Genomic DNA, 14,078 nt, shown 5'->3' on the forward strand with positions numbered 1-14,078 from the left:
CCTCTTGCGACTAGATCGCAGCGATGGCTGGAGAAATACTCGATAACAAAGGGCGCGGTGATGTCAGCTGGAGCTGGCCGCCGATCCATCCCGAAGGTCGCAAATTCGGACTGATCACGGCAGCACTCAGCTTGCTGACGGCGTTCTTTGCGTGGGAGACGATCGCCTGGCCGCTCGCCTTCCTGACGCTGGGCGTGCTTGCCTTCTTCCGCGATCCCGAACGAGTGGTGCCGCAGTCAGACGACCTGATCGTGTCGCCGGCGGATGGGCTCGTATCGCTCATCCAGGAGGTCGACCCGCCTGCCGAACTGACCGTCGACGATGGATCGGGTACTCGCGGCCTGCCTGAAGGCAAGGTGACACGTATCTCCATCTTCATGAGCGTGTTCGACGTGCACATCAATCGTGCGCCGATCGGCGGCACCGTTCAGCGCGTCGTCTATATGCCCGGCAAGTTCATGAACGCCGATCTCGACAAGGCGAGCGAAGAAAACGAACGCCAGCACATCCTGATCGAGCGGCCCGACGGCATGATGATCGGTTTCACCCAGATCGCGGGCCTTGTCGCGCGGCGTATCGTTCCCTTCGTGAAGCCTGGCGACCTGCTCGCAGTTGGCCAGAGGGTCGGATTGATTCGATTTGGTAGCCGCGTCGACGTCTATCTTCCCGCCGGTACCGATCCCAAGGTGCTGCTTGGCCAGAAGGTGATTGCGGGCGAAACGATGCTCGCGGAAGTCGGCACGCAGAAACTGATCGAGGGCATCGCGCAGTGAGCCATGACCCGGACCTGCCACGCGTTGGGCCCAAGGCCGCAGAAGACGAAATTCCGGTAGGCAAGGGGACGCGCGGGCTGACGTTGCGCACCATGCTGCCCAACGCGATCACCGCAGCAGCGCTTTGTTCGGGCCTTACGGGGATCCGTTTCGCTGTCAGTGGCGAATGGCATTTCGCGGTTATTGCGATCATCCTTGCAGGCGTGCTCGATGGCATCGATGGCCGAATCGCACGCTTGCTGAAGGCCCAGTCGCGCTTCGGTGCGGAGCTCGACAGTCTGGCAGATAACGTGTCGTTCGGGGTCGCGCCGGCGCTGATCCTGTTCATGTGGTCGCTGCAGGACTTTCCCCGGCTCGGATGGTTTGCCGCTCTCGCTTTCGCGGTGTGCATGGCCCTGCGGCTGGCGCGCTTCAATGCGCAAATCGATCTCGACGACCAGCCGCACAAGTCGGCTGGGTTCCTGACAGGTGTACCTGCGCCTGTTGGGGCGGGGCTGGCATTTCTTCCGGTCTATTTCTGGCTTGAGACGGGAATCGCAGAGTTCCGCAACCCGTTCTATCTTGCGATCTGGGTTGCGTTGATCGCGTTCCTGCTGATTTCGAACATTGCGACCCTAAGCTGGTCTTCGATCAGGCCGCGGCGCAATATCAGGCTCGAATTCCTTGCGCTCGTCGGCATCCTGTTCGGCGGCGGTTTGCTACTCGAACCTTGGTGGACGCTGATCGTGATTTGCCTCGGATATCTCGCGCTCGTTCCTGTGGGCCTGGTCCGTTACGGACGGATCAGGCGGCAACGGCGCGAGGCAGCCTCGGCGCAGGGCGGCGCATAGCGCTCCGCTGGATTGCCGCCGCAGGGCGCAGTTTAACGACATCGACCGGACGCGGCGCCTGTTTGAAGGCGCGTTCTTCTACGCGCATTGCAATGACGACGTTGCGGGCACGGACCATAGTGTCCGCCAGCACGGCGATCACAGCCACGAGGGCGATGGCAAACAGGGCGATCGGCAGATAAGCAATCATCGTCAGTCTCACTTTCGGTCTGTCGGCAAGCCTGTTGACAAGCTGTGCATGACTAGGGGAAAACCCTGATTGACGCGGTCCGTTCCGTGTCTGATGGCAATGTTCTCTTTTTGTTCCGCCGTGTCAAGGCGAAAATGCGCCGTGGTGAATCCTGCGTGCGACGAATTGAGGCTGGATTTTTGCCGAATCCCTCGCTAAGGGCGCGCCTTCCGCACATGAAATGCCTCGATTCACGGGGCAGGAGATGGGCGGGAAATCCACATGGAAGGCATACATACCGGTGCCGCAGCGGGGTCTCCGCAGTCGGTTCCAGTCTTCCAGAGGCATAACCGGAAAGGAAATTACCTATGGCGGCTCCTACCGTCACCATGCAGCAATTGATCGAGGCCGGCGCACACTTCGGCCACCAGACCCACCGCTGGAACCCGCGGATGAAGCCGTACATCTTCGGCGCCCGCAACGGTGTTCACATCATCGACCTGTCGCAGACCGTTCCGCTGTTCGCGCGCGCTCTCGACTTCGTTGAGCAGACCGTCCGCGCCGGCGGCAAGGTCCTGTTCGTCGGCACCAAGCGCCAGGCTCAGGAGCCGATCGCAGAAGCAGCTCGCGCTTCGGGCCAGCACTTCGTCAACCACCGCTGGCTGGGCGGCATGCTCACCAACTGGAAGACGATCTCGCAGTCGATCAAGCGTCTCAAGACCCTTGAAGAACAGCTTTCGGGCGAGACTTCGGGCCTCACCAAGAAGGAAGTCCTTCAGCTCACCCGCGAAAAGGACAAGCTGGAACTTTCGCTCGGCGGTATCCGCGACATGGGCGGCATCCCGGACGTGATGTTCGTGATCGACGCCAACAAGGAAGACCTCGCCATCAAGGAAGCGGCCGTTCTCGGCATTCCGGTGATCGCGGTTCTCGACACCAACGTCGATCCGACGGGCATTGCTTTCCCGGTTCCGGGTAACGACGACGCAGCTCGCGCCGTTCGCCTGTATTGCGACGCAATCAGCGAAGCGGCGACCTCGGGTCGCGGCGGCGCAGTTGCCGATTCCGGCGTCGATGTCGGCGCGATGGAACAGCCGCCGGCTGAAGCGACTGCCTGACACGCCACACGGCTGTCACGAACACCCCCTAGTGCGCCGGGCGTCCCCACCAGGGCCCCGGTGCCCGAATACGATTTGAAAAGGAAAATCTCATGGCTGCATTTACTGCCGCTGATGTGAAGGCCCTGCGCGAAAAGACCGGCGCGGGCATGATGGACGCCAAGAAGGCTCTCGAAGAATCGAACGGCGACATCGAAGCTGCTGTCGACGCACTTCGCGCAAAGGGTCTTGCGACCGCGCAGAAGAAGTCGAGCCGCACCGCTGCAGAAGGCCTCGTCGGCGTCGCCGTCGAAGGCACCAAGGGCGTTGCCGTCGAAGTAAACTCGGAAACCGACTTCGTTGCGAAGAACGACAAGTTCCAGGACTTCGTACGCAAGACGACCCAGGCGGCACTCTCGCTTTCGAGCGACGATGTCGACGCGCTGAAGTCGGCTGCATACCCTGACGGCGGCACTGTTGCCGACAAGCTGACCGACAACGTCGCGACCATCGGTGAAAACCAGCAGGTCCGCCGCGTGAAGAGCGTTTCGGTGTCGCAGGGCTCGATCGTTCCTTACGTGCACAACGCTGCTGCAGACGGCCTCGGCAAGATCGGCGTTCTCGTCGCTCTTGAAAGCGACCTGTCGGCAGACGTTCTCGAACCCTTCGGCAAGCAGCTGGCGATGCACATCGCTTCGATGTTCCCGCAGGCGCTGAACGCTGAAGGCCTCGATGCCGATGTGATCGAACGCGAACGTGCGATCGCACAGGAAAAGGCTGCCGAAAGCGGCAAGCCTGCCGAAGTCCAGGCCAAGATGGTCGACGGTGCGATCAAGAAGTTTGCCAAGGAGAACGCTCTCCTGTCGCAGATGTTCGTGATGGACAACAAGACCAGCGTCGAAGACACGGTCGCCAAGTTCGGCAAGGACAATGGCGGTTCGGTCAAGCTGGTGGACTACGTCCGCTACCAGCTCGGCGAAGGCATCGAGAAGGAAGAAAGCGATTTCGCGGCCGAAGTGGCTGCTGCAGTCGCCGGCTGATCCAGCCCGATTGTCGGCGCCTCGCGCCGCTCGAACAGCCGCTCGTCCCTGCCGGGGCGGGCGGTTGTTCCGTTTCGGGGATGAAAAAATCTTTCAGAACCGGGCAAGTTTTTAACAAAGTTAATTGTCGCATTCCTGCACGCTGCCAGAGTGCCGCCCGTCGCTCTCGTCCACCGCGAGGGTTCCGGCCTTTTCGGGTCGCTTTTGAAGACGCTCGGGACCTCCCCTCCCACCAGGGGAAGCGACACCTAATTCTCATCTGCCGGACGTTCATGCTGCCGACGATATCGTTAGGCTTTGCCACTCGCCGCAATCGCAGCTAAGCAGCGCCGCACCCCCTCCCGCTGGAACAGGTTTTCACCATGCCCCTGAAAGACAAGAAGCGCATTCTCCTGAAACTCTCGGGCGAGGTGCTGATGGGGGAGCAGGAATACGGGATCGACCCCGCCTATGTTGCGCGTCTCGCCGAAGAGGTGAAGGCGGCAAAGGACGCAGGCTACGAGATTTGCCTGGTGATCGGCGGGGGCAACATCTTCCGCGGCGTGGCAGGCGCGGCGCGCGGTCTTGACCGTACCACTGGCGATTACATGGGGATGCTGGCAACCGTCATGAACGCGCTGGCCATGCAGAACGCGCTCGAACAGCTCGGCGTCCAGACCCGCGTCCAGTCGGCGATCCCGATGGCTTCAGTATGCGAGCCCTATATTCGCCGCCGTGCCGAACGGCACCTGCAGAAGGGACGCATCGTCATTTTCGCAGCCGGGACCGGCAACCCGTTCTTTACGACCGACACCGGCGCTGCGCTTCGTGCGGCGGAAATGAACTGCGATGCCTTGCTCAAGGGAACCAGCGTCGACGGGATCTATAGCGCGGATCCCAAGACCGATCCCAATGCGACGCGTTTTGAAACAATTACTTACGACAAGGTTCTGTCGGATAATCTCAAGGTCATGGATGCGGCAGCCGTCGCCCTTTGCCGAGAGAACCACATTCCGATAGTTGTCTTCTCGATCCGCGAAAAAGGAAACGTCGCCCGCGTACTCGATGGCAGCGGCGTCCAGACGATTGTACAAGAGGAAGCCTGATCGATGGCACAGTATGACAAGTCCGATATCGAGCGCCGCATGAACGGCGCGGTCGAAGCTCTCAAGAGCGACCTTGGAGGCCTGCGGACGGGCCGCGCGAACACCAGCCTGCTCGATCCGGTGGTGTGCGAAGTTTACGGCGCGATGATGCCGCTCAACCAGGTGGCGACCGTTTCGGCGCCCGAGCCGCGCATGCTGAGCGTGCAGGTGTGGGACAAGGCAAACATGATCGCGGTAGAGAAAGGGATTGCGCACGCAAACCTGGGCCTCAACCCGATGATCGACGGGCAGAACATCCGCCTCCCGATCCCCGACCTGACCGAAGAACGCCGCAAGGAACTGGCGAAGCTCGCCGGGCAGTATGCTGAAAAGGCAAAGATCGCGATCCGCAACGTGCGCCGCGACGGCATGGAAGCGCTCAAGACCGACGAGAAGAAGAAGGAAATCTCCGAAGACGATCGCAAGCGCAGCGAAGAAGAGGTCCAGAAGCTGACCGATAAATACGTCGCGCTGACCGACGAAGCCGCCGCGAAGAAGGAACAGGAAATCCTGACCCAGTGAGGTCGGAGTAGGCCGGAGAGGGCTGATGGGGGCGGAGCCCAACCGAGCAAGGCATGTCGCCATCATCATGGATGGCAACGGACGCTGGGCCAAGAAACGCGCCCTCCCGCGTGCCATGGGGCACAAGCGCGGCGTAGAGGCCGTGCGCAAGCTGGTTCGCAGCGTGGAAGAGATGGGCCTCGATTGCCTGACGCTCTACGCATTCTCCTCCGAAAACTGGAAGCGGCCCGAAGAAGAGGTCGACGACCTGATGAACCTGATGCGCAAGTTCATCAAATCGGATCTGCCTGAATTCATCGCCAACGACGTCCGGCTCAAGATCATCGGCGACTGGCAGGGGCTGGCCCCCGATATCGTCGCCATGCTCGAAGATGCACTGGAACAGACCAGTGGCGGCTCGCACACCCTGGCAGTGGCGCTCAATTACGGATCGCAGCAGGAAATCGCGCGGGCCGCAGCAAAGGCTGCGGCGATCGGCGAAGTGAACGAACGCACAATCGCGGCCCACCTCGACACCAATGACATGCCTCCGCTTGACCTGCTGATCCGGACAAGCGGAGAGGTTCGCCTGTCCAATTTCCTGCTGTGGCAGGCGGCCTATGCGGAGATGCTTTTCGTCGACACGCTGTGGCCGGACTTCACGCCGGACCACCTGCGGCAGGCGCTGGACGATTTCGCCAATAGGGAGCGACGTTATGGCGGACGGTGAACCTAAATCGAAAAACGCCGACCTGCCGGTCCGCTTCGTTTCCGCCATCGTAATGATCGCCATTGCGGGCGTCGCATTCTGGCTCGGCGGATGGTGGTGGGCGTCGTTCGTGGCGATCGTCGCCGGCGGCGTCATGTCCGAATGGCATCGCTTGTCCTCGGCAATTGCTCAATCGCTTGCCGGCAAGGCCGTATGGCTCGTCGCGGGCCTCGCCTATCTCATGCTTGCCAGCCTCACCCTCGTTATCCTGAGGTGGGACGGCACCGGATACTGGCTGTTCGCGCTTGTCCTGTCGGTAATCGGTGTCGATGTCGGCGCATACTTCATGGGGAGGGCCATCGGCGGACCCAAGATTGCCCCGAAGATCAGCCCGTCAAAAACTTGGGCGGGCTTGTTTGGAGGCGTACTCGGCGCTTTCGTCGCCCTGCTGGGGGCTGAAACGGTTTCGACAGTCCTCATCATGCAGCAGCACGGCGCCAGTGGCAGCGAATGGGCCTGGCGCACGATCGAAGGCAATTGGCTTTGGACTCTCGCAGCAGGTGCAGTCATCGCCGTCGTTGCCCAGGCTGGCGATTTCTTCGAGAGCTGGATGAAGCGGCGTGCAGGGGTGAAGGATAGCTCGAACCTCATTCCCGGCCACGGCGGATTATTCGATCGCACCGACGGCCTGATCGCCGTCTCAGCCCTGTTCGCGATTATCCAGCTGGTTGGCGGGGTGTTGTGACCCGCTCAATTTCCATCCTTGGCGCGACAGGTTCGGTGGGTGAGCAGACTCTCGACCTGATCCGGCGCAACCGTAACGAGTGGCAGGTCGAGGCACTCACCGCGAATTGCTCGGTTGCCAAGCTGGCCCAGATGGCACGTGAATTCGGCGCGAAGCTGGCTGTCGTGGGTGACGAGGCTTGCCTGCCCGAATTGCGCGAAGCGCTGGCCGGATCTGGCATCGAAGCCGCCGGTGGCCGTGCGGCGCTGTGCGAGGCGGCATCTCGCCCGGTCGACATCACCGTTGCCGCTATCGTCGGCTGTGCCGGGTTGGGCCCGGTGATGGCCGCGATCGAACGGGGCGGCACTGTCGCGCTCGCCAACAAGGAGGCGCTGGTTTCGGCTGGCGAAGTCATGACCGCGGCTGTCGCCCGTCATGGTGCGACGCTGCTTCCGGTCGACAGCGAGCATAATGCGATCTTCCAGTGCCTGCAGGGGCACAGGCTGTCCGATGTTGCGAGGATCACGCTGACTGCCAGTGGCGGACCGTTCCGCACATGGACACAGGCGCAGCTCGATGCGGCGACGCCAGAGCAGGCGGTGGCGCATCCCAACTGGGACATGGGTGCAAAGATCAGCGTCGATTCTGCGACGATGATGAACAAGGGCCTCGAATATATCGAAGCCCATCACCTCTTTCCCGTCGGTCTCGACCGGTTGAAGATCGTCGTCCACCCGCAAAGCGTGATCCATTCGATGGTCGAATATCGCGACCGTTCGACGCTGGCGCAGCTGGGTCCGTCCGACATGCGCGTGCCCATCGCATCCTGTCTCGCCTGGCCGGCGCGCATGGATACGCCGATGGAAACGCTCGACCTGCCGGCGATTGGCGAACTGAGTTTCTTCGCCCCTGACGAGGATCGCTTCCCGGCGACCCGCCTGGCGCGCGAAGCGATCGAGGCGGGCGGCGCGGCGCCGGCCATTCTCAACGCTGCCAACGAGATAGCCGTATCGGCATTTCTCGGCGGTCAGATTTCGTTCACCCGTATTGCTGCATTGGTGGAGGACACGGTTAGCCGCTATACGGCGGCTGCACCGGGCACGCTTGCGGAGGTTCTCGAGATCGACCGCGAGGCACGCGTCCGGGCCGAGGCAATGTTGGAGAACGCTTAACTTGTTGGAATCGCCTCCTTTCTGGATGTACGTCATAGGCTTCCTGCTGGTGCTCGGTCCGCTGGTGACCCTGCACGAGCTCGGCCATTACCTCGTCGGCCGCTGGTTCGGCGTCGGGGCAGAGGCGTTTTCGATCGGTTTCGGCAGGGAACTGATCGGATGGACTGACAAGCGCGGCACGCGCTGGAAGATCGCAGCCATTCCGCTCGGCGGATACGTCCAGTTCAAGGGCGACATGAACCCGGCGAGCATCCCCGACGCAGAAGCTATTGAGAACGCGTCTCCGGAAGAACGCGAGGGCAGTTTCCATCACGCAAGCCTGTGGAAGCGCGCGCTGATCGTATTCGCAGGTCCGGCGACGAACATCATCGTCACCATCGCCATTTTTGCGGCATTCTTTACCGCCATGGGGCGCCCGGTGGCGCTCGATCCGGCCGAAACGACCGTCGTCAATCGCTTCGCCGACGTGTCGGTCGCGCGCGATGCCGGTATCGAGGAAGGCGACCGTATCCTTGCCATCGATGGCGAGAAGGTCGCGACATTCCAGGACATCACCGACAAGGTGATGCTCTATCCCAACAAGCGTATTTCGATCGATCTGGAGCGCGACGGGAACGCTCTCACCGTGCCGGTGACGATTGGTGAAGCGGTCGAAAGCGACCGGTTCGGCAACGAGATGCGGATGGGGCGCCTCGGCATCTACTCGCAGGAGTTCAAGTTCGAAACCGTCGGGCCGATTGTAGCGGTGGGGCTGGCTGCCGAACACAGCGTCGACCTGGTGCGCATGATGGTGACCGGCATCGTCCAGATCGTGACGGGCGATCGCTCGCTCCAGGAAATGGGCGGACCGATCAAGATCGCGAAATATTCCGGCGAGCAGCTCAGCCTCGGGCCATTGCCCTTCATAAACTTCATAGCGCTGATCTCGCTTAACTTGGCATTCATCAACCTCTTGCCAATCCCGGCGCTCGACGGCGGGCACCTGGCATTTTACGCGGCTGAGGCTGTCCGTAAGAAGCCGGTCAGCCCACGCGGCATGGAATGGGCGTATCGCACCGGCGTCGCTCTCGTTTTGATGTTGATGGTCGTCGTGACGGTGAATGACCTCGTTACCCTCCCGATTTTCGGGAGTTAACCGGGGAAAGGAGCCATCGGGTCGGCGATTGGTGGGTCACACCGCTTGATTGCCTTCTCTCCATCGGGCAATGGCGGCGGATACGCCGGGAAATGCTCGATGTCTCGGCAAGTGATGTCGCGATGCGCGTCACGGTCATGGTGTAGAGTTAGACGGGACAAGGCCGAATATGATTGGACAAGTTAAAGCGGGTGCGGCGAAGGCGAATCCCGCTGGCCGGTTGGCAATTGCCCTGCTTTGCGGAACGATGCTTACGGGCTTGCCGACGGTGGCCTGGGCTCAGGAAGCGGAAGCGGGTGAGGCGGGCGATACTGCTGTCCAGCAGCCTGTCGACAACACGATCCGTACTATCAGCATCGTCGGGGCGGAACGTCTCGAAGCCCAGACTATCCTCAGCTACATCAAGCTGCGCGTCGGGCAGCAGTACACCTCGGCCGCTGCCGACGGCGCCCTGAAGGATCTTGGTGCGACCGAACTGTTCTCCAACTTCTCGATCCGCAACGATGGCGGCAATGTCGTAATCAACGTCACCGAAAACCCGGTGATCAACCGCATCGTCCTTGAAGGCAACAAGCGGATCAAGAACGACAAAATCCTGCCGGAAATCAAACTCTCGCCGCGTCAGATCTTCACGCGATCGAAGGTTCGCGCCGACGTTGCGCGCATCATTGAACTCTACAAGCGCCAGGGCCGTTTTGCAGCGACTGTGGAGCCCAAAATGGTTCAGTTGCCGCAGAACCGCGTCGATATCGTTTTCGAGATTTCGGAAGGTCCGAAGTCGAAGGTCCGCCAGATCAACATCATCGGCAACGAAGAGTTCTCCGACGGCAAGCTTCGCGGTGAAATGATCACGAAGCAGGCGCGTCTGACGAGTTTCCTCAGCTCGAATACCAGCTACGATCCCGATCGCCTGGCCTTCGACCAGCAGAAGCTTCGCCAGTTCTACCTGACCGAAGGTTATGCCGACTTCCGTGTCGTCTCGGCCGTGGCCGAACTGACCCCGGACAAGCGCGACTTCATCATCACCTACGTGGTGGAAGAGGGCGAGCGCTACAAGTTCGGCGACGTCAAAGTGGAAAGCCAGCTCAGGGACTTCGACAGCGATGCCATGAGCAAGGGCTTGCCGATGAAGACCGGCGATTACTACAACGTAGAAACGGTCGAAAACACGGTCGAGCAGCTGCAGGAACTGGCCGGAACATTCGGTTATGCTTTCGCGGAAGTCGATCCCGACTTCACGCGTAGCCGCGAAAATCTCACCATGGACGTGAACTTCGTGATCCGCGAAGCGCCGCGCGTTTATGTCGAGCGTGTCGATGTGAACGGCAACACGCTGACGCAGGACAAGGTCGTCCGCCGTGAATTCCGTATTGCAGAAGGCGATGCGTTCAACTCGCTGTCGGTCCAGCGTTCGACCGCACGCATCAATTCGCTCGGTTACTTCCAGGAAAACTTCGAGATTACCCAGGTCGACGGTAGCGGTCCCGACCGGATCGTGCTCGAAGCCAACGTGGAAGAGCAGCCCACCGGCGAACTCCAGCTTTCGGCAGGCTTCTCGTCGATCGAAAGCTTCATCCTCGCGGCATCGGTTCGCCAGCGGAACTTCCGCGGTCGTGGCCAGACCGTCGGCGCCAGCGTGAACTATTCACGTTACTCGCGCTCGGTCCAGCTCAGCTTTACCGAACCCTATGTGTTCGACCGGAACATATCGGCCGGCGTCGATGTCTACCGCCGCGACTTCAACAGCTTCAACCGGTACGCGACCGACCGTCGCAACCTGTATGAAAAGACCACGACCGGTATCTCGATGCGTGCCGGTGTGCCGCTTACCGAATATATCTCGCTGATCGGCAGCTATACGTTCAACTACGACCAGGTGAGCCTGGACGAGCAGACGTATTTCTCGACCATCAACGGCGAATCGACCTGCGATCCGCTCAAGGCGAGCCGCTATCTCTGTGAAGCGATCGGCGACCGGACGAGCTCGATCCTCGGCATGTCGCTCGCTTACAATACGCTCGACAGCCGCCTGCGCCCGACCCGCGGTAGCAACGTCACTTTCTCGACCGAATTTGCCGGTCTTGGTGGCTCCGTGAAATACCTGCGCGTCCGCGGCAAGGCTGCAAAGTACTGGCCAGTGGGTGCTGGCTTCATCTTCTCGCTTTCGGCGGAAGGTGGTGCGATCAACGCACTCAAGAGCGAAAACATTCCGGGCCGCGACGACGTTCTGCTGACCGATCGTTTCTTCCTCGGCGAACCGCAGATGCGCGGCTTCGACATTCGCGGTATCGGCCCGCGCATCCTGCGCCAGCCTTACGTGACGGTCGATGGCGTTCCGACGCCGATCACCGAACGCAACCAGGTCCAGGACGACGCGCTGGGCGGTCGTGCGTTCTATCTCGGCCGTGCCGAACTCGAAATCCCGCTGGGCAGCGGTGCACGCGAACTCGGCCTGCGTCCTTCGATCTTTGCCGATGTCGGTGCGTTGTTCGCCGTCGACAGGCCGCTGTTGCAGGATTATCCGAACGGCGTTCAGGCGACCGATGACGAAGGTAATCTGTATTACTACGATGCCGACGGTCTGCTGACCCTCGACCCGGGCACGGCAACTGATCCCAACGATCCCGCCATTCGTCCGGGCAGCGCCTTCCGCGAAGTCTTCGTCGGCGATTCTGCGGCGCCTCGCGTCGCTGTCGGTATCGGCGTCAACTGGAACTCGCCCTTCGGTCCGTTCAGGATCGATTTCGCCAAGATCCTTAGGAAGGAACCTGGTGACGACACCAAGCAATTCTCGTTCAACGTAGGAACACAATTCTAATGAAGATTATTTCAAAGTCCGCTCTTGCTGCGGGTCTCGCCATGACTGCTGTCATCGCCAGCGTGCCGGCCCCCGTCGCCGCCCAGGTCAATGGCATGGCTACGAGCAACCCGACGATGGCGATCCTTCGTGCTGCTGCTCGCACCAACGCGTACCAGCAGATCAACACGACCTATGCCGCGAATATCCAGCAGGTTAACCAGCTCAATACCGAGATCACCAACCTGCAAATCTCGCTCGACACCAACAAGGACAACCAGCTGAGCGACGCCGAAATCACTGCAAACCCGACGGTGGTGCAGCAGATTCAGGCGAAGGAACAGCAGGCAGCGACCGCGACCCAGCCGATCGCTATGGCCCAGTATTACGCCATCGAGCAGCTGATGAACGATTACGTCAATGCACGTAACCAGGTCCTTGCTTCGAAGAAGGTTACGGTCCTGATTGCTCCCGACGCGATCCAGTATGCGCCGGACGGTTTCGACATCACGACCGACATCGTCGCAGCGATCGATTCGCGTCTTCCGTCGGTAACGACGACGGTTCCGGCCGGATGGCAGCCGCGTCGCCAGACGGTCGAAATGCACCAGGCGATCCAGCAGATCCTCGTGGTCGCAGCCCAGCAGGCTGCTGCCCGCCAGGCTCAGCAGCAACAGCAGGGCGCGCAGGCCCCGGCTGGCCGCTAAGTAAAGCTATCGGGGGCAGGGCGATGAGCGACGGAACGATCGTAACCGATTACGACATCCAGAAAATCCTCAAGGCTCTGCCTCACCGGTATCCCTTGCTGCTGGTCGATCGCGTCAAGACGATCGAGCTCGGCGAGCGGATTCACGCGGTGAAAGCCGTGAGCATGAACGAGGAGTTCTTCCAGGGGCATTTCCCCGGCGCTCCTATCATGCCCGGCGTGCTCCAGATCGAGGCAATGGCTCAGGCCGCTGCCATTCTCGGGATCGAGACGCTCGAACTGTCCGGTACGGGCAAGCTGGTGTTTTTCATGGGTATCGAGAACGCAAAGTTCCGCAGCCCTGTGACGCCCGGTTGCCTGCTCGATATGGAGGTCGAATTCGTCCAGAAGCGCAGCCGCGTTTACAAGTTCAAGGGCAAGGCCAGCGTCGAAGGCAAGACGACCTGCGAGGTCGAATTCACCGCGATGATCGCCGATCCACCGAAATAAGGTTGCAATCCGGGCGCAGCGCCTCTAAGCGCGCGCCTTTCCCGCAAACAGCATGGCCGGTCGGAACCGGGCAACGCTAGCAAGGACAAGAGACATGAAAGCCGAAGGGCATCCCGACTACCACATGATCACGGTCAAGATGACCGATGGTACTGAATTCCAGACGCGCTCCACCTGGGGCAGCGAAGGCGACACGCTGACGCTCGAAATCGATCCGACCAGCCACCCGGCATGGACGGGCGGTCGCCAGCAGGTTCAGGAAGGCGGCCGTGTTGCTGCGTTCAACAAGCGCTTCGGTGGTCTGTCGCTCAAGAAGTAAGCGACTTACAAGCTTCGCGATCTTCGGATCGCAAGGGGAAGGCGGGCCGACGGGTCCGCCTTTTTCGTATGCGCCCGGATCAGCCGCTGTTCGTTACGCGGCCATCGGCTGCGATCGTGAAAGATCCGTCGCCAGCGCCGCCATCCAATTCGACGAAGATTTCGTAGGAATTGCCCGGCTCGAGCGGCTTGGCAGCCTTGTAGTCTTTCGGATCCGACAAATCCGATTTCTGGCCATAGGCGAACGGCGTCTCGAACAGGCATCCACTGGTGCGCGAACCATCTGCCCACACGACTTCACGTGTTTCGACATTGGTGACTTCGACCACGCGGACGCAATCGGACGAGAACAAGCCGGCGTTCGGGTTCCGGAACCTGATTTCGTCCTCGACCCGTTCGGCTTCCAGGTCGATGTAGCTGGCAACACATCCGGACAGCATCGCTGACATTGCGCCAGCGGCCACCGACGTTTTCAATCGCAGATAAGGCATGCC

At 60.9% G+C, this 14,078-nt stretch carries 16 protein-coding genes; 14 read left to right on the top strand and 2 right to left on the bottom strand.

The annotated features are described in order from the left end of the window. Positions 1-23: 23 nt before the first annotated feature. Positions 24-773 (top strand): phosphatidylserine decarboxylase, encoded by a 750-nt coding sequence (locus AMC99_RS03320; protein ID WP_061922743.1) that lies wholly within the window; start codon positions 24-26, stop codon positions 771-773. Positions 774-865: 92 nt separating this feature from the next. Further along, entirely contained in the window at positions 866-1,603 is a 738-nt protein-coding gene (gene pssA, locus AMC99_RS03325; protein WP_083440198.1) for a CDP-diacylglycerol--serine O-phosphatidyltransferase, read from the top strand. Here the strand turns inward: pssA and AMC99_RS03330 are convergent. After that, on the bottom strand, positions 1,557-1,793 hold the full coding sequence (locus AMC99_RS03330; protein ID WP_061922746.1) for a hypothetical protein: 237 nt from the start codon (positions 1,791-1,793) through the stop codon (positions 1,557-1,559). The two genes, pssA and AMC99_RS03330, sit on opposite strands and share 47 nt — an antisense overlap. A gap of 347 nt (positions 1,794-2,140) precedes the next feature. On the opposite strand from AMC99_RS03330, the gene rpsB reads away from it, so the two are divergent. From rpsB to rpmE, 12 genes are all read left to right on the top strand, one after another. Further along, positions 2,141-2,890, top strand: a complete 750-nt coding sequence (gene rpsB, locus AMC99_RS03335; protein WP_061922749.1) for a 30S ribosomal protein S2 — start codon at positions 2,141-2,143, stop codon at positions 2,888-2,890. Between the two features lie 92 nt (positions 2,891-2,982). Next, positions 2,983-3,909: a translation elongation factor Ts gene (tsf, locus tag AMC99_RS03340; RefSeq protein ID WP_061922752.1), complete on the top strand. Its 927-nt coding sequence runs from the start codon at positions 2,983-2,985 to the stop codon at positions 3,907-3,909. 362 nt (positions 3,910-4,271) lie between these two features. After that, positions 4,272-4,994: a UMP kinase gene (gene pyrH / locus AMC99_RS03345; RefSeq protein ID WP_061922755.1), complete on the top strand. Its 723-nt coding sequence runs from the start codon at positions 4,272-4,274 to the stop codon at positions 4,992-4,994. A 3-nt stretch (positions 4,995-4,997) separates the two neighbouring features. After that, on the top strand, positions 4,998-5,555 hold the full coding sequence (gene frr / locus AMC99_RS03350) for a ribosome recycling factor (protein ID WP_061922768.1): 558 nt from the start codon (positions 4,998-5,000) through the stop codon (positions 5,553-5,555). Positions 5,556-5,580: 25 nt separating this feature from the next. Then, complete coding sequence (uppS, locus tag AMC99_RS03355; RefSeq protein WP_061922771.1) at positions 5,581-6,264, top strand: polyprenyl diphosphate synthase; 684 nt, start codon at positions 5,581-5,583, stop codon at positions 6,262-6,264. Then, positions 6,251-6,988 (top strand): phosphatidate cytidylyltransferase, encoded by a 738-nt coding sequence (locus AMC99_RS03360; RefSeq protein WP_061922774.1) that lies wholly within the window; start codon positions 6,251-6,253, stop codon positions 6,986-6,988. Before uppS ends, AMC99_RS03360 begins: the two co-directional genes overlap by 14 nt. Next, positions 6,985-8,139: a 1-deoxy-D-xylulose-5-phosphate reductoisomerase gene (dxr, locus tag AMC99_RS03365; protein ID WP_061922785.1), complete on the top strand. Its 1,155-nt coding sequence runs from the start codon at positions 6,985-6,987 to the stop codon at positions 8,137-8,139. The genes AMC99_RS03360 and dxr overlap by 4 nt, the downstream gene beginning before the upstream one ends. 1 nt (position 8,140) lies before the next feature. Continuing rightward, complete coding sequence (rseP, locus tag AMC99_RS03370) at positions 8,141-9,274, top strand: RIP metalloprotease RseP (RefSeq protein WP_083440069.1); 1,134 nt, start codon at positions 8,141-8,143, stop codon at positions 9,272-9,274. A 169-nt stretch (positions 9,275-9,443) separates the two neighbouring features. Further along, positions 9,444-12,092 carry an outer membrane protein assembly factor BamA gene (gene bamA / locus AMC99_RS03375; protein ID WP_061922788.1) on the top strand — a complete coding sequence of 883 codons (2,649 nt, stop codon included), beginning with the start codon at positions 9,444-9,446 and terminating at the stop codon, positions 12,090-12,092. After that, entirely contained in the window at positions 12,092-12,778 is a 687-nt protein-coding gene (locus AMC99_RS03380; protein ID WP_061922791.1) for an OmpH family outer membrane protein, read from the top strand. Before bamA ends, AMC99_RS03380 begins: the two co-directional genes overlap by 1 nt. A 23-nt stretch (positions 12,779-12,801) precedes the next feature. Further along, positions 12,802-13,266, top strand: a complete 465-nt coding sequence (fabZ, locus tag AMC99_RS03385) for a 3-hydroxyacyl-ACP dehydratase FabZ (protein WP_061922794.1) — start codon at positions 12,802-12,804, stop codon at positions 13,264-13,266. Between the two features lie 94 nt (positions 13,267-13,360). Next, the gene (gene rpmE / locus AMC99_RS03390; RefSeq protein ID WP_061922796.1) at positions 13,361-13,585 is read left to right on the top strand and encodes a 50S ribosomal protein L31; all 225 of its coding nucleotides are present in this window, start codon (positions 13,361-13,363) and stop codon (positions 13,583-13,585) included. 79 nt (positions 13,586-13,664) lie between these two features. Here the strand turns inward: rpmE and AMC99_RS03395 are convergent, their stop codons facing one another. Beyond that, positions 13,665-14,033: a hypothetical protein gene (locus AMC99_RS03395; RefSeq protein ID WP_061922799.1), complete on the bottom strand. Its 369-nt coding sequence runs from the start codon at positions 14,031-14,033 to the stop codon at positions 13,665-13,667. Positions 14,034-14,078: the final 45 nt, after the last annotated feature.

Origin of the sequence: Altererythrobacter epoxidivorans (assembly GCF_001281485.1) — a bacterium.
In the GTDB taxonomy this organism is placed as follows: domain Bacteria; phylum Pseudomonadota; class Alphaproteobacteria; order Sphingomonadales; family Sphingomonadaceae; genus Erythrobacter; species Erythrobacter epoxidivorans.